We start from the raw sequence: 14,391 nt of genomic DNA on the forward strand, positions 1-14,391 counted from the left end.
GTCAGTCTCCCGTTCGTTCTGCGAGTCGTTCGGTGCTGGGCGCCCACCCCAGGTGGATGAGGGCGTAGGCGGCAGCGCCGAGCAGTGCTGCCTGCGATCCGCGGGTCGCGGTGGTCAGGGGCGTGGCGGCGACGACGTCCATGGCGTCGTGGGCCACCCCCTGCCTGACGGCGTCGAGCCATCCGCTGTAGGCCTCCGTCACCCCGCCGGCCAGGGCGACCAGGTCGACGTCGACGGTGTTGAGCAGGCTCCCGATGACCCGGCCTGTGGCGAAGCCGGCGATGCGGTAGGCCTCCTGAGCGGCGGCGTCCCCCCGCTCGGCGGCCGAGGCCAGGCTCCGCCCGTCCCGGCCGGCCTCCTCATCGGCACCCAGTCCCGCGGCGATGCGCAGGATGCCGGGTCCGGAGGCGAGGCCCTCGAGGTGGCCGCTGCGCCCGCAGGTGCACTCCACGCCCTCGGCCTCGCTGACGCCGATGTGGCCGATATGACCGGCCGCGCCGTGCGAGCCCTGCAGCAGACGGCCGTGGGTGACGATGCTGCCGCCGATTCCCGTGCCGACTGCCACCATCAGCATCGAGTCGCGTCCTCGCCCGGCGCCGAAGAGCGCCTCGCCCAAGCCGTGGGCGTGGGCGTCGTTGAGGGCGTAGAAGGGCGCGCCGAACGCCGCGGCGAAGGGTGCGGCCAGATTCGCGCCGGCCCATCCGGGGATGGTGTCGGTGGCGTGGGTCACCACGCCGTGGGTGGAATCGATGACGCCGCCGGCGGACATGCCCACGGCGTCCAGGCAGGTGCCGGGATGGGCCGCGAGCACCTCCTCGGCCACTCGGACGGCGGCGGCGAGGACTCCGCCGTGGCCGTCGGATGCCACGGTCGGAGTCGTCGCTGTCTCGACGATCTCCGCGTCGCCGCCCCTGATGCGCACCAGTGCGGCATTGATCTTGGTTCCGCCGATGTCCAGCGCCACGACGCTGCTCGCAGCGCCGGCGTCGTCCCTCGACGATGGGGATTGCACGGGAAGCTCACTCTCCTTCGAGTCGTTCTGCGCGGGAGCCGGGTGGGTCCTGGCGCATCCGTCGGGCGGTCCTCGGCCCTTCATAACACCCTATGGTGTTTTCGAGCACCCTAGGGTGCGCGACATGAATAGTACACCTGATCTAGGGTTGTTGAGAACACCCCAATGAAGTGGAGACGGAAACGTGCACAAGTACGAGCGCATCCGAGAGGCGATCTCCGCCATGGCGGCCGAAGCGGGCCCCGGCGCGCAGATCCCCCCCGAGAAGGAGCTGGCCCAGCGATTCGGCGCGTCGACCATGACGGTGCGGCGCGCCCTGCAGATCCTCACGGAGAGCGGTCTGCTCCACGGGGTGCCCGGCAAGGGGACCTTCGTGGCCCGCCCTCGTGTGACCAAGATGACGCGCGTGTCGAACTCCTTCACCGAGGCCCTCCAGGCCTCGGGGCGCCGGGCCGGCAGCCGCCTGATATCGGCCACCCTGCGTCCGCCGGTCGACGAGGCCGAGCGCGCCTTCTTCGACGTCGGTGAGGGCGGATTCGTCGTTGAGGTCCGGCGCGTGCGCCTGGGGGACGACGTCGCCATCGGCTTCGAGACGGCGGTGCTCAACGCGGCCGCCCTGCCCCAGCTCCTCGGCCACGACCTGACCGGGTCTCTCTACGAGCTCATTGAGCAGCGCTACCACCTCGAGATCGAGCGCACCGGCATTATCGTCTCCGCCCGGCTTCCCACCGAGTCGGAGGCGAAGCTGCTCGAGGTCGCGCGCACCGCGCCCTGCCTGCAGACCGTCGTCACCTCTAGGGTTGCCGGAGGCCCGAACCTGGAGCGCACCGTGGCGCTGTACCGCGGAGACATGTATGAGCTGGCGCTCTGAGGGGGCTCCCCGGGCGCATCGGGCTCGCCAGGCGGGCCGGTCCGACGGCGAGGCCGCCCGTCCGTCTCCGTGAGCGCCGCGAGCCCGGTCCCGTTGCGGGCCGGGTCCGCGGCGCTTGATGGCTCGGCCTGCGAGGAGCCGGTCGGCCCTGCGGCGCGCGCCCGGGCGAGCGTCAATGGGCTGGCCGCAGATGGCGCAGGGGCGGGGCCCTGCGGCGCGCGCCCGGGCGGGCGGGCTCTGCGGCCCGGGCGGCGGAGCCGGGTTCGCGGGGCTCATCACCGGGACCCGCCGGCCGGAATTCCCCGGTCGGTTCGGCGCAACCGATTGGGACCGGTACCGACCATTCTCCATGTCGATTCCGCGAGTGCGAGTCGAGGCGGCCATGAGGTGCGGCGTGCACATGGCGGCGGGTTCCGGATGGACAGGCGTGTTTACAACCTTTCCTCGCTTCGGTCGCTGCCAACAGGGCGTGGCGTCCGCCCTCGCCCAGATTGAGTTTGTCCGTACTAAACTCTTGACACCGGTCCCACGACCGTCGCATACTGCGTGTCGCAGAGGTTGTCACGTGACAATCCGGTTCACAACGTTCGTCAACGAGGATGACCAATGACCGCACAGCCCTCTCCACCGCCCGACGCCGTCCGGCTGCACTCCGTCAGGCGCCGACTCAATATAGCGACCGTCGTCATCACCTTCGGCGCCCTCGCCTTCGGCTACGACACCGGAGTCATCTCCGGCGCCCTGCCCTTCATGACCCGTTCGACTGCCGAAGGAGGCCTCGGCCTCACGCCGACCACCTCGGGCATGGTGACCTCCTCCCTCCTGTTCGGCGCGGCCTTCGGGGCGATCATCGGCGGGAGACTCTCCGATCGGCACGGGCGCCGCCGCAACGTCATGATGCTGGCCCTCGTGTTCTTCCTGGGCGCCCTCGGGTGCGCCCTGGCGCCGAATCTCCCGATCATGCTCGCCTGCCGCATGATCCTCGGCTTCGCCGTCGGCGGCGCCTCGGCCACGGTCCCGATGTTCATCGGCGAGCTGGCCCCCGCCGAGCGGCGCGGACCGCTCGTCTCCCGCAATGAGCTCATGATCGTCACCGGTCAGCTCATCGCCTACGTCTCCAACGCCATTATCGGCCTCGTCTCCGAGGGCGGGCACGCCTGGCGCCTCATGCTCGGGCTGGCCGCCATCCCCGCAGCCGCCCTGTGGATCGGCGTCCACTTCGTGCCCGAGTCCCCGCGCTGGCTCGTCAGCAGGGGGCGCGGCGCCGAGGCCCTCGAGGTCCTCGCGCTGCTGCGCACCGGCGACCCCCGCCCCGAGGTCGAGGAGATCGCCGAGATCGTCAAGAAGACCGCCGAGGCGCAGTCCAACGCCAGGGAGCACCTCGGGACGCCGTGGATCCGCCGCATCACCCTCATCGGCATCGGGTTCGGCATCGTCATCCAGCTCACCGGCGTCAACGCCATTATGTACTTCGCCCCGACGGTCCTCATGAGCACCGGCATGGGCACGCAGGCCTCGCTCGTGGCGACGATCGCCAACGGCGTCGTCTCCGTCATCGCCGTGGCCGTCGGCCTGGTCGTCATCGGCCGGTCGAGTCGCCGCATGATGCTGCGCATCGGCATGAGCGGCCTGGTCGTCTCCCAGATCCTCCTCGGCCTGGCCTCCCTCCTGCCCGAGGCCCCCTGGCGCGGCTACCTCATCCTCGCGCTCATGCTCTGCTTCCTGTGGTTCATGCAGATGTTCTGCAGCATCGTCTTCTGGCTCATGATGGCCGAGATCTTCCCACTGCGGGTGCGCGGGCTGGCCATGGGGATCGCGGTCTTCTGCCAGTGGGTCTCCAACGCCTTCGTCACCCTCTTCTTCCCGATCCTCCTGGACAGGATCGGTATGAGGACCTTCTTCATCTTCGCGCTCCTCAACTTCCTCATCCTCATCTGGGAGCAGAGGTACCTGCCCGAGACTAAGGGCAAGTCCCTGGAGTACCTCGAGGAGGAGCTGGCCTCCGGCTCCGACGCCCGCGACCCCGGCCCCCTGGCCATCGGCTGAGCCCGCACACCCGCTCCGGACCCACCCGCCGCACTGTTCACCGCTATTGAGCACGCCTGTTCACCACAATCCGAAAGGAACCACCACCATGTCCCGCACGTCCCGCGACCTGCGCATTGCCGTCGTCGGAGCCGGATTCGCCGGCCAGGGCCACGCCTTCGGCTTCCGCAACGCCCAGATGCTGCCCGCCCTCAAGGGCGTCAACGTCCGTCTGGACACCCTCGTCGAGCCCAACGCGCCCCTGGCGCAGACCGTCGCCGCCAAGTACGGCTTCGAGCGGACCGCCGCCGGCATCGAGGAGATCATCGACCGGCCCGAGATCGAGGCTGTCTCCCTGGCCCTGCCCAACAACGCCTACATCGACGTCGTCCCGAGGCTGCTCAAGGCCGGCAAGCACGTCTTCTGCGAGAAGCCGCTCGGCCTGAACTCGGCCGAGGCCGAGGAGATGACCCGCGCGGCCGAGGAGGCCGGCGTCGTCACCTCCGTGGGCTTCTGCCGACGGCGGGTGCCGGCGCTGGCCGCTCTCGCGCAGGTCGTCCGGGACGGCGGTATCGGCACGGTCCACTCCTTCCGCGCCAGCTACTTCGCCGACTACGCCTCCGACCCGAAGGCGCCCCGCACCTGGCGCTTCGTCAGGAGCGTCGCCGGGGGAGGCGCCGTCGCCGACATCGGCGCCCACATCATCGACACGGTGCGCTTCGTCCTGGGCGACATCGCCGAGGTCGTCGCCTGCCAGCTGGAGACGGTCATCAGGGAGCGCCCGCTGCCCACCGGTGGCACTGGTCACAGCCAGGGCGCCTCCGCCACCGAGTCCGGCCCCGTGGAGAACGACGACAACGCCGTCATCTCCCTGCGCACGGCGGGCGGCGCCATCGGCTCGGTCAACCTCTCGCGCATCGCCACCGGGATCACCGATGTCTTCGCCATCGAGGTCTACGGCGACAGGGGCTGGGCCAAGTTCGAGTCGCCCCACTCCGACGAGTTCCACCTCTGCCAGCCCGAGCAGTCCGCCCCCGGCCTCGACGGCCCCCGTCAGATCATCGCCGGTCCCGACTTCCCCTACTTCGGGGACGTCGCCTGCATGCCCGGCCGCGGCGTGGGCACCGGCTACGGCGAGAACCTCATCGGCGAGATCCAGGAGTTCGTCGCCGCCGTCGTCGGCAAGGGCGAGGTCACCGTGCCCTTCGCCGAGGCGATCCCGACCATGCGGATCATCGAGGCCGCGGAGAAGGCAGCCGCCACGGGCGCTCCCGTGGCGCTCGCCTGAGCGGCGCCGTGAGAGCCTGGGGCGGTGCCCGCCGGGCGGGCGCCGCCCCAGGCCTGCTCGTGAGGGGGAGTCCGCGCCCACCTGCCGTGTCGCCCAGGTGGACCTCGCCCGTTGCGCGGGCGTCTCCCACTTATGCGTCTCCGGCGTCGTGCGCGGTCTAGACAAGGTCAGTGAGGCCGGGCGCGAGCGCATCCTGGCGGCCGTCCGCGAGCTGGGCTGCATCGACAACGGCCGCGGACACGAGCGCATCGCCCACCTCCGGCTCCCGCCGACGATCCTCTACGAGGAGCGCGCCGCGGCCACGGAGGACGCCGCTCTCGCCCCCGGCTCGTCACGCCGCGCACCCAGACGCCGCGCACCCAGGGTCGGCGGGACGCCCGGGAGGCCGCCCGCGCCCTGTTCGCGACCGGGGGCCGCCCACCGCCGTCTTCTGCGGCAACGACCACATGGCGCTCGGCGCCCTGGAGGCCCTGCGCGGAGGCGGTGCTGGACGTCCCCGGGGAGGTCTCCGTCGTCGGCTACGACGGTCAGAGCGCGGCCGGCCCCGCCGGACCGACGACCGTCGACCAGGGGGCCGCCGAGCAGGGGCGCATCGCGGCCCGCTTCATCCGCCCCCTCCCGGGGACGCGGGCGCCGAGGAGGCCGCAGGACTCTCCCGCCGGGTCCCGGCGCCGGTCCTCGCCGTGCGGCGGGCGACGGCGCCGCCGAGGCGCGCCGGAGCGGTGATGCCCGCCCCGGCGGCGCGAGGGGCTCAGGACGGGGGAGCGGAGGACCCCCGCACTGACAGCCCGCTGGGCGGGAGGACCTCGAGGCGCTGCGGCGCGTCCGGGGCGGTGATGCGGTCGATGATCATCCGGGCGGCCAGGCCCCCCTGGGCGGCGGTGGACAGGCCGACGGAGGTCAGGGAGATGGGCGGCAGCGCCGCCAGGTAGGAGTCGTCGATGCCGACGACGCTCAGCTCCCCGGGGCAGGCGACGCCCAGGTCCGCCGCGGCGGACACGACGCCGATCGCCGCCAGGTCGTTGGACGCGAACACGGCTGTCGGCCGGGGGCCGGGGCGGGCGAGCAGGTCGGCAGCGGCGGCGCGCCCGCCCTCGGTGCTGGAGTCGGAGTCGACGACGACGGCCGCATCGGCCAGGCCCTGCTCGGCCATGAAGGCCTCGTAGGCCTGTGCGCGGATCCGGAAGGTGCCGTTGTCCAGCCCCCGGACGTGGGCGATGCGCCGGTGCCCCAGGCCGTGCAGGTGCATGAGGGCCAGGCGGGCGGCCGCGGCGTCGTCGGGAACGACGACATCGAGGGAGGCGTCGTCGAACTCATGGTTTCCGGCGACGACGGTGGGCACGGAGCGGATGGCCGTCACGAGGCGCTCCGAGACCGGCATCGTGCCGGCCAGGACGATGCCGTCGACCTGGCGCTCGGCGAAGGACGTGATCAGGCTCTCGCCCATCGACTGGTCCAGGCGGGTGTCGCACATGAGCATGGAGTACCCGGCGTCGCCGAGGACCTGGGCCAGGCCGTTGAGGAAGTCGACGAACCACGGCTGGCGCAGGTCGTGGACGAGGACGCCGATGGCGCGCGACTGCCGCCTCGTCAGGCTCCTCGCGGCGGCGGAGGGGCGGTAGTCGAGCTCCTCGATGGCGGCGGCGATCGCCTTGCGCGCATGGGCGCTCACCATGGCCGGGTCCTGGAGGTAACGGGAGACGGAGGACTTCGAGACCCCGGCGCGCCCGGCGACGTCGCGGATCGTCGTGCCCGTCCTCGGGCGCGCCTGCTGTGCCACGGGCGACCGTCCTCTCCTCGTCTTCGCGGGTGCAGGGGCATCATAACCTCCTCGTGGGGCCGGTCCCGCTCAATTGGCCCATTATACTGCCGAGGCCGCGGATCGCTTCAATTAACGCCAGTACTTGACATTGAGAGTGTGTGGGAGAATGATTGGGACCGGTCCCAGTCCAGAGTTGCAACGGGCTCCGGCGCGGGACCCCGCAGAGGCTGCCGCCCGCGGCCCGCCACGACTGCCCCAAGGAGACAACGATGTCCTCAACCGTCACCAACGCCCGCCTCGGCTCCGCCCCCGACTCCTGGGGCGTGTGGATGCCCGACAGCCCCAAGCAGACCACCGGCGCCCGCTACCTGGACGAGATCGCCCAGGCCGGGTACCGCTACATGGAGATCGGCCCCTACGGCTTCCTCCCCACCGATGCGAGCGAGCTGGCCGACGAGCTCGCCAAGCGCGACCTCAAGGTCTCCGCCGGCACCACCGGCGGCGCCTTCCACCGGGCAGAGGACTTCGAGGCCATCACCAGGGAGGCCCTCGACGTCGCCCGCCTGGCCGCCGCCGTCGGCGGCACGTACGTGGTCCTGCTGCCCGCCATGTACCGCGACCTGTTCACCGGCGAGTACGTCGAGGGCAAGGAGCTCGACGCCGACGGGTGGAAGCAGCTCGTCAGGGCGACCCAGGAGCTCTCCGAGATCATCAAGGGCGAGACCGGCCTGCGCGCCGTCTTCCACCCGCACGCCGACTCCCACGTCGAGACCCAGCGGCAGACCTGCCGGTGGCTCGACGACACCGACCCGGACAGGATCGGCCTGTGCCTGGACACCGGGCACATCGAGTACTGCGGCGGCGACTCCGCCGAGATCATCCGCCGCTACCCCGAGCGCGTGGAGTACATCCACTTCAAGCAGGTCGACCCGGCCAAGATGTCGGTGGTCAAGGACAAGGACCTCGGCTTCTACGACGCCGTCCAGATGGGCGCCATCTGCGAGCCGCCCGGCGGCGTGCCCACCGCCGAGTCCATCACCCGGGAGATGTGGCGCCTGGACCCGAGCATTTTCGTGATCGTCGAGCAGGACCTCTTCCCCTGCCACCCGGACACGCCCTTCCCGATCGCGCTGCGCACCGCCTCCTACCTGCGGGGCGCCCGCATCGCCCGCTGAGACGAGTCGCGCGAAACGATCCGCCCGGCGCGTCCGCGCCCTCCGGTCGCCCCGGGACGGCCGGAGGGCGAGAGCGGCGCCGTCGCGGCCCGGGCAGGGGGCGGTCGGGGCGCGCTCGGAAGGGAGGCCTGTCAGCCGGGGACTGCCAGTGCCTGGCAGCCTCGCCGCAGGGGGCACAGACTTGTCGAGCAAGTCCCCATCCGTACTCGGGAGCATCATGACCACAGTTCTCGCCATTGGAGCCACCGGTCAGGTCGGCCGCCTCGTCGTGGAGGAGGCGCTGGCGCGCGGCCTGACCGTGCGCGCCCAGACCCGCGACGCCGGGCGGGCCCGTCGCGCCCTGCCACAGGAGGCTGAGATCGTCGAGGCCTCGCCGATCTCAGTCGACGAGCTGAGCCCGCACGCGGGCGACGTCGACGCTGTCGTCCTCACCCACGGCGGCGACACGGACGGCGACGGCAGCAGTTTCTACGCCGTCATTCCCGCTCTCCTGGACGCGCTGGGCGGCAACGGCGCCCACATCAGCCTCATGACGGCGATGAATACGAGCCACTCGGCGGGACCGAGCCGCTACGGCTTCGTCGAGTGGAAGCGGCGCGCCGAGCGTCTCGTGCGCGCCGGCGGCCACCCCTACACGATCGTGCGGCCCGGCTGGTTCGACTACCAGGGGCCCGGCGACCGCCGCATCGACCTGCGCCAGGGCGACCTCGTCACCGGCCGGCCCGGCGTGGACCGCCGCCACATCGCCCAGGTCCTCCTGGAGGGCGCCCTCAACCCCTCCGGGGCGCGGCGCACCGTCGAGGTCTTCAGCGCCGCCGGTGCGCCCGTGACCGACTACGAGGCCCTGTTCGCCGCCACCCGCGCGGACGAGGCCGGTGCTCTCGACGGCGTGCTCGACGCCAACAACGTGCCGCTTGCCGATGAGCCGGCCCGTGTCCGCGACGACATCGCCCGCCTGGGTCGGCGCGGGGCCTGACCCGCATCCGATAGCAACTATGCTATAAACTGCTACAATACGGGTTCGTGGGACGGTTCCGTGTGGGGGAGGCACCCGCTCTCGTGCGGGGTGCAAGGGCTGACGCGGGACTCACGCAGGCTGAGCTCGCACGTCGTGCCGGCATCCAGCAGTCGAGCCTCGCCCAGATCGAGGGGGGACGTCGTGCCGTCTCTGAGGAGATGCTGGAACGTATTCTCTCCGCCGCGGACTACAGACCCTCGGTAGCCCTCGCTGCGCATGCGGACAGGATTAACGAGCTGGGACGCAGACGGGGCCTGGTCGACATCCGGGTCTTCGGCTCGGCGCTCGCGGGCGAGGACGGTTTCCACAGCGATATCGACCTGGTTGTCACGCCCGAGGCGGGAACGGACCTTTTTGACGTCTTGCTCTTCGCCGCGGAGGTCGAGGAGCTGACCGGCTTTCCCGTGGACGCGGTCTCGGACCAGTCGCGCGCCGCGCGGGACGGTGTGATGGCCTCTGCGCTCGCCTCGGCGGTACCGCTGTGAGCGGGGGAGGAGGACGCGACGGCGCCGCATCGGGTTCCGGCAGTCAGGATCGTTTCCGGCCCGCAGCTCGTGCGAGTGTGCGGGACGCGCATCGCCTTCGCCTCCCCATTGAGAATATCCGGATGGAGCTGGTGTCGATCGAGGCCCGGACGGCCCTCGTCGCGAGTACAGAGAAGTCCGAGTTCCGCGACGGGACGGCGGCCTATGATGCGGCGTCGATGGCGATGATCCGCCTGGCCGCACTGTTGGAGCGGCAGGAGATGACCGAGACGGCCGAGGCCGCGTTGAGCCGGGACGAGCTGGCGGCGATTCGGACGACCCGCAATATCGCAGCGCACGCCGGGTACCGGAATATGAATGACGATCTCCTCTGGCTCGCCGTGACCGAACGCGTCCCGGATATTCTTGAGCGCCTGCTGTCCGCGCTGCCCCGGGCCTGACCGAGGAGCCTCGACGTGCTGGGAGGCCGAGGGTCCTTGCCGTGCGCCCTCGTCCTGTCGGCGCGGATCCGGGAGGCTGCAAGCATGATTCCGGTGCGTTGCGGGCGGGCACGCGGACGTCATGGGTACTGCGTCCGCCCGCCGCCGGGCCTCCGTCGGCTGAAGACGGCCTTGACCGGAAAAGGCGGCTCCCGCGCACTCTTCAGGCGCTCATCGGTCTTGGGCGCAGCGGGGATCGGCGAATTCACCGGCGACTCGATGCGTCGGTCTGCGGTTGAACGTCAGTTCGAGGTGCTCGGTGATGCCTTGGACCGTGTCCGCCGTGCGGACTCCGAGACCTCTCGGAGGATTCCCGACCTTGCTCGGGTCATGGGGCTGTGGGCCGATCTGCTCGGCCTGAAGGAGCCCGACCCGACGATCCGGCTGTTCGCCCCCGCGCAGGTCGATTTCGGCAGGAGGATGCGGATCGCGTCGAACGTCTTCATCGATCGCAGCTTCACGGCCATGTCGATCGGCGGGATCACCATCGGCGAGGGCGTCGTCGTCGCCGGGCCCCGCCGAGTGCGACGGTACGCGCCGTCTTCGCGAGCGTGTTGACGTGCGGGTGATCGGCGATGCCCGGACGCCGGGGTGTCCGTCCGGCACTGGGAATCGGCGCCCGTGTCTGGGAGACTGACGCCATGATCCCGACAGTCGAGAGCCTTGAGGCGCGCGAGGCGCTGACGGCGCATCGCGACGAGGTCGATGCCCTGCTCGCGCGTTACGGCGCCTCCAACCCGCGGCTGTTCGGCAGCGTCGCCCGCGGTGACGCCGGACCTCTGTCGGACATCGATCTCCTTGTCGACCTGGAGGACCCGCGGCGGCGCACCCTGATGCGGCTCGGCGGCCTCAACGAGGGGCTGCGCCGCGTGCTCGGGCGTCCAGTCGATGTGGTCGCCCCCAGCGTCCTGCGCGCCGGCGTGTCCCGGCAGGCTCTCGCGGACGCGGTGGCGATATGAGCAGGGCGGTCCCGGACAGGCTGCGGGACATCCTCAAGGCGATCGACCGGTGCCAGGCGTACCGCGCGCCGATGACTTCGGCGGACCGGTCCCTCTCCGCCATGGCAGAGGACGCCGTTCTGCGGAACATCGGCGTCATCGGAGAGGCCGTCAACCATCTGCCCGACGACCTTGCCCGCCGGCACCCCGAGGTCGATTGGGCGGCGATCGTCGGAATGCGGAACGTCGTCGTCCACGAGTACTTCGGCGTGGACATCGCGATGCTCCTCGACGTGCTTGACACTGACCTACCGCAGCTCGCCGACGTGCTGTCGGCGGAGTTGGAGGGCGGGTCGGCGGGCTGAGATATCCGGAAAGAAGGATAGCTGCCGCGTTGAGCCCAGACGAGCTGGCGGCGACGTCGACATTCCTGCCCGGGCGGCCAGACCGGATGGATGACTATTTCGGCCTCCGGGAGGAGCTGGTCCGGTCGGCCCGTCGGTCTTGTGGTCGCCGAGTCCGTCCGTGACCCGTACTTCAGGGCCTCCGCCCCGGCAGCTGCGGAGGATGTCTGTGCTGCCTGGAACTGCCGCCCATCTTTGGGAGAGGATTCCCGACCTCGCTCAGATCGTGGGAATCTCGCCCGACCCGGCCGCTGAATGATCTTGCGAGCAAGTGGAGTCCGGCGTCAGAAATCGGCTCAGTGAGCGTGGATCATTCCGCAGATGCGCCGAGCACCTCAGGCCGCAGCATGACACATCCCGTGCTCCCGGGGCATCACTCCCACGAGCTCTGCCAGGTGCCGGTGGCCTCCATCAGGGCCTCGTAGTGGCGGGGCTCTCCGGTCAGGTAGAGCTGCTCCCAGGCGTTGATGACCGGCTCCGGGGCCAGGCGCGTGACCCGCATGACCTCGGCGGTGAAGGGGACCGCGTGGACGCCGGAGGCGGTGGTGATGCCCCGGTCGGTGACCGCGGGGGCGTCGACGTAGCGGGCGCCGCCCCGGTAGCCGCTGGGCTTGAGGAAGTCCGCGGCGTTCGATGTGTGGCGGCGCTCATCCAGGAACCCGTTGCGGGCCAGGAGGTACGTGGCCCCGCAGATGGCGGCCACGGGCACGTCGTGAGCAAGCAGGTCGGCGACGGTGCCGGCAAGGCGCTCGTGCCCGCCCTCGGTGTAGTGGTTCCCGCCGGGGATGACCAGCGCGGCGAGTGAGCCGTCGTCGACCAGGCCTGCCAGCTCGTCGAGATCCGCGGCGGGGGAGAGCGGCAGACCGCCGAGCGAGCGGACCGGTACGAGGCCGTCGCCCACGAGCAGCAGGCGGAAGCGCCTGGGGCGAACCGCCTCGACCGCGGCGATCCGGGTGGTCAGGTAAGCGTACTCCCAGTCGGCCATGGTCTCGGTGGTGTACAGCGCGATGGTCTGCATGACGCGGGTCCCCTCTGAAGCTCGATGACGGCGTCGGGCGCGCTGCCCCGACGCGTCGAGGCGCGCACGCTCCACGGGGGATCCGCCCAGCTGCCGCCGCGGAACACCCGGTAGGCGCCGTACCGGGCGGGATCAAGATAGTCCCAGCACCGCTCCCACACGTTCCCGAGCATGTCGTGCAGGCCGAAGGCGTTGGGTCGCTTCCGCCCGACGGGCTGCGGGCCGTCGGGCTCGTCGAGCGAGGTCCACGCGACCTCCCGCAGGTTCCCGTAGCGGGGCCGCTCGTGCCGGCCCTGCACGCGTACTCCCGCTCAGCCTCGGTCGGCAGTCGGAATCCGTCGGCCCGCACGTCCCAGTGCACCCGGCGGTCGTCGACGGCGTAGGCGGGCCGCAGTCCGTGAGCGGCGGACAGCCGGTTGCACAGGTCGACGGCCTCGAACCAACGCCATGCCGCTCGCCGGCCGGTCGCACCCGTCCGGGACCAGCGCCGAGCGGGAGATGGAGAAGGCCTCAAGCGTCACTGTGCGCCGAGTGCCGCGGCGGGCGTCATGGAGATCCACGGTTCCTGGAGCGAGGAGCGCCATCTCGCCGGTCCGGTAGTCCACGACGCGAGCCTACGGGACGTCTCCGGCGGGCGCCGTTGACGCATACCGTTTGGGATCCGCGGACGACCTCGATGATCTTGCGGCTCGGAGTGCGTGGTCGGTCGGGCGTCCACTCGTGTTCCAGCGCGGGCCGGACCGGATGAGTGTCCATCAGAATGACATTGGCTGTTCGAGACGTCGAAGCGCGAATGGAGAACCGCATGATTGCAAGGATCCCTCTGGGGCGCACGGTACCGGGGAGTCCCAATGTCATTCTGACGGACACCCGCCCTGCGCGCGGCCCCCAGCCCCGCGCCCCGCACACGGTCGAGGTGCGCGGGCGAGAGCACCGACCTCGCCCGCTGCCTGGGAATCGATTATCGAGGGGGACTGGCAGGCGGAGCCCGTCAGACGGCGGCGCCGGTGCCCGGTGCGGCCGAGCACCGGCGCGTGCCGGGACTTGAGAGATCACGCCGTCGCATCCTGCGGGCGCAGTGCCTCACTCGTGTGCGGCAGGCCGTCCGTGCGACGGAAGGTCAGTTCGCAGGATGCTCGATAATGTCGACCTCTTCGATAACGATCTCCTTGCCGGTCGTCTCGTTCTCGGGGAGCCCGGTGGCGGCGGGAAGCGATGCCAGATACTTCTGCAGGCTTTTGGCGCCCGGTCTGAAGGTGGCATAGGTGAGTCCGCCGGAGACGAGTCCTCCCACCACGGGCACGAACTTGCTGACGCTCTTCGCGAACGTGTCCTTGGTGACCTTGACGCCGACGACGCGCAGAATGCTCTTCATCGGGCTGTACCACCACGTCTTGGTGAGGGCCACCTTTTGGATGGCCTTTTCCACGCCGATTCTCGCCGGTTGCTTGGCGAACTCGGTGACAGCCGCGGTCGCGCCGCCGACGCCCATAATGACGCCGAGCAGGACGACGAAACGGGCGAATGTCTCGTCGTCGATATTCCCCTCCTCACTGACGAAGGCGGGCCAGCCGTAGGCGTAGGCCAGCTTTTGCTCCAGGCGCATGACATGACCGAAGTACTGGGTCAGGTCGGCGGGGATGGTCCCGATCATGGCGAGCCCGCCCGGGAGTCCGGCGAGCGTGGACAGGGCGGTCGTCCGACCGACCTCCACCTTGATCGCCGACGCCGCGATGGCGTCCATGGTTTTCGGATCGATGCCGGCCTTGACCGGAGAGGCGGCAATGGCCCGGGCGATGACCTCCTCAGCGGTTCCGTGCTTGCGGAGCTCAGTGTGCAGATATGGCCGGAATTAAACAAAATGGCATTCTGGGGCAACTGCTGCGGGATTCCTGGTTGGCGTCTGCGGAGCACCT

16 protein-coding genes and 2 pseudogenes are annotated in these 14,391 nt (G+C 70.6%); 12 read left to right on the top strand and 6 right to left on the bottom strand.

All coding sequences use genetic code 11. From position 1 onward, the window contains the following. Position 1: 1 nt before the first annotated feature. Positions 2-1,012 carry an ROK family protein gene (locus O145_RS11075; protein WP_052375033.1) on the bottom strand — a complete coding sequence of 337 codons (1,011 nt, stop codon included), beginning with the start codon at positions 1,010-1,012 and terminating at the stop codon, positions 2-4. Positions 1,013-1,196: 184 nt separating this feature from the next. Here O145_RS11075 and O145_RS11080 point away from each other — a divergent pair, with 184 nt between their 5' ends. From O145_RS11080 to O145_RS18675, 5 genes and pseudogenes are all read left to right on the top strand, one after another. Continuing rightward, the gene (locus O145_RS11080; protein WP_043562975.1) at positions 1,197-1,883 is read left to right on the top strand and encodes a GntR family transcriptional regulator; all 687 of its coding nucleotides are present in this window, start codon (positions 1,197-1,199) and stop codon (positions 1,881-1,883) included. A 606-nt stretch (positions 1,884-2,489) separates the two neighbouring features. After that, positions 2,490-3,929, top strand: coding sequence for a sugar porter family MFS transporter (locus O145_RS11085; RefSeq protein WP_052375035.1), 1,440 nt, complete (start codon positions 2,490-2,492; stop codon positions 3,927-3,929). Positions 3,930-4,017: 88 nt separating this feature from the next. Next, entirely contained in the window at positions 4,018-5,196 is a 1,179-nt protein-coding gene (locus O145_RS11090; RefSeq protein ID WP_043562977.1) for a Gfo/Idh/MocA family protein, read from the top strand. A gap of 97 nt (positions 5,197-5,293) precedes the next feature. Further along, positions 5,294-5,401 (top strand): annotated as a pseudogene (locus O145_RS19910) (LacI family DNA-binding transcriptional regulator); the annotation flags it as partial. Positions 5,402-5,592: 191 nt separating this feature from the next. Next, the gene (locus O145_RS18675) at positions 5,593-5,922 is read left to right on the top strand and encodes a substrate-binding domain-containing protein (RefSeq protein WP_267489932.1); all 330 of its coding nucleotides are present in this window, start codon (positions 5,593-5,595) and stop codon (positions 5,920-5,922) included. Positions 5,923-5,947: 25 nt separating this feature from the next. Here the strand turns inward: O145_RS18675 and O145_RS11100 are convergent, their stop codons facing one another. Then, a complete protein-coding gene (locus O145_RS11100; protein WP_043562981.1) occupies positions 5,948-6,976 on the bottom strand; it encodes a LacI family DNA-binding transcriptional regulator in 1,029 nt (342 codons plus the stop codon). Positions 6,977-7,227: 251 nt separating this feature from the next. Between O145_RS11100 and O145_RS11105 the strand changes: the two genes are divergently transcribed. From O145_RS11105 to O145_RS11135, 7 genes are all read left to right on the top strand, one after another. Continuing rightward, entirely contained in the window at positions 7,228-8,133 is a 906-nt protein-coding gene (locus tag O145_RS11105; RefSeq protein ID WP_043562982.1) for a sugar phosphate isomerase/epimerase family protein, read from the top strand. Positions 8,134-8,350: 217 nt separating this feature from the next. Further along, positions 8,351-9,109 carry an NAD(P)H-binding protein gene (locus O145_RS11110; RefSeq protein WP_043562984.1) on the top strand — a complete coding sequence of 253 codons (759 nt, stop codon included), beginning with the start codon at positions 8,351-8,353 and terminating at the stop codon, positions 9,107-9,109. A gap of 83 nt (positions 9,110-9,192) precedes the next feature. Continuing rightward, positions 9,193-9,636: a helix-turn-helix domain-containing protein gene (locus tag O145_RS11115; RefSeq protein ID WP_229118517.1), complete on the top strand. Its 444-nt coding sequence runs from the start codon at positions 9,193-9,195 to the stop codon at positions 9,634-9,636. Positions 9,637-9,758: 122 nt separating this feature from the next. Beyond that, positions 9,759-10,076, top strand: a complete 318-nt coding sequence (locus O145_RS17450; RefSeq protein WP_229118516.1) for a ribonuclease HepT family protein — start codon at positions 9,759-9,761, stop codon at positions 10,074-10,076. A 369-nt stretch (positions 10,077-10,445) separates the two neighbouring features. Continuing rightward, a complete protein-coding gene (locus O145_RS18245; protein ID WP_156966731.1) occupies positions 10,446-10,673 on the top strand; it encodes an LbetaH domain-containing protein in 228 nt (75 codons plus the stop codon). Between the two features lie 83 nt (positions 10,674-10,756). Beyond that, entirely contained in the window at positions 10,757-11,074 is a 318-nt protein-coding gene (locus tag O145_RS11130) for a nucleotidyltransferase family protein (RefSeq protein ID WP_043562990.1), read from the top strand. Continuing rightward, a complete protein-coding gene (locus O145_RS11135; protein ID WP_043562992.1) occupies positions 11,071-11,418 on the top strand; it encodes a HepT-like ribonuclease domain-containing protein in 348 nt (115 codons plus the stop codon). Before O145_RS11130 ends, O145_RS11135 begins: the two co-directional genes overlap by 4 nt. A gap of 412 nt (positions 11,419-11,830) precedes the next feature. On the opposite strand, the gene O145_RS11140 is transcribed toward O145_RS11135, so the two are convergent. The 4 genes and pseudogenes from O145_RS11140 to O145_RS11145 form a co-directional block, all read right to left on the bottom strand. Next, positions 11,831-12,475, bottom strand: coding sequence for a DJ-1/PfpI family protein (locus O145_RS11140; protein ID WP_043562993.1), 645 nt, complete (start codon positions 12,473-12,475; stop codon positions 11,831-11,833). Further along, the gene (locus O145_RS19615) at positions 12,415-12,774 is read right to left on the bottom strand and encodes a formylglycine-generating enzyme family protein (protein WP_267489931.1); all 360 of its coding nucleotides are present in this window, start codon (positions 12,772-12,774) and stop codon (positions 12,415-12,417) included. Before O145_RS19615 ends, O145_RS11140 begins: the two co-directional genes overlap by 61 nt. Positions 12,775-12,788: 14 nt before the next feature. Beyond that, positions 12,789-12,989 (bottom strand): annotated as a pseudogene (locus tag O145_RS19620) (hypothetical protein); the annotation flags it as partial. A gap of 606 nt (positions 12,990-13,595) precedes the next feature. Continuing rightward, positions 13,596-14,219: a hypothetical protein gene (locus O145_RS11145; RefSeq protein WP_052375038.1), complete on the bottom strand. Its 624-nt coding sequence runs from the start codon at positions 14,217-14,219 to the stop codon at positions 13,596-13,598. Between the last annotated feature and the right edge of the window lie 172 nt (positions 14,220-14,391).

Source organism: Actinomyces israelii DSM 43320 (assembly GCF_000711965.1).
Taxonomy (GTDB): domain Bacteria; phylum Actinomycetota; class Actinomycetes; order Actinomycetales; family Actinomycetaceae; genus Actinomyces; species Actinomyces israelii.

What these genes read in the sequence shown, in the direction of transcription:
- O145_RS11085 (WP_052375035.1), top strand. Translation starts at nt 2,490, where the DNA reads ATGACCGCACAGCCCTCTCCACCGCCCGACGCCGTCCGGCTGCACTCC.
- O145_RS11090 (WP_043562977.1), top strand. Translation starts at nt 4,018, where the DNA reads ATGTCCCGCACGTCCCGCGACCTGCGCATTGCCGTCGTCGGAGCCGGA.
- O145_RS11105 (WP_043562982.1), top strand. Translation starts at nt 7,228, where the DNA reads ATGTCCTCAACCGTCACCAACGCCCGCCTCGGCTCCGCCCCCGACTCC.
- O145_RS11110 (WP_043562984.1), top strand. Translation starts at nt 8,351, where the DNA reads ATGACCACAGTTCTCGCCATTGGAGCCACCGGTCAGGTCGGCCGCCTC.
- O145_RS17450 (WP_229118516.1), top strand. Translation starts at nt 9,759, where the DNA reads ATGGAGCTGGTGTCGATCGAGGCCCGGACGGCCCTCGTCGCGAGTACA.
- O145_RS18245 (WP_156966731.1), top strand. Translation starts at nt 10,446, where the DNA reads ATGGGGCTGTGGGCCGATCTGCTCGGCCTGAAGGAGCCCGACCCGACG.
- O145_RS11130 (WP_043562990.1), top strand. Translation starts at nt 10,757, where the DNA reads ATGATCCCGACAGTCGAGAGCCTTGAGGCGCGCGAGGCGCTGACGGCG.
- O145_RS11135 (WP_043562992.1), top strand. Translation starts at nt 11,071, where the DNA reads ATGAGCAGGGCGGTCCCGGACAGGCTGCGGGACATCCTCAAGGCGATC.
- O145_RS11140 (WP_043562993.1), bottom strand. Translation starts at nt 12,475, where the DNA reads ATGCAGACCATCGCGCTGTACACCACCGAGACCATGGCCGACTGGGAG.
- O145_RS11145 (WP_052375038.1), bottom strand. Translation starts at nt 14,219, where the DNA reads ATGGACGCCATCGCGGCGTCGGCGATCAAGGTGGAGGTCGGTCGGACG.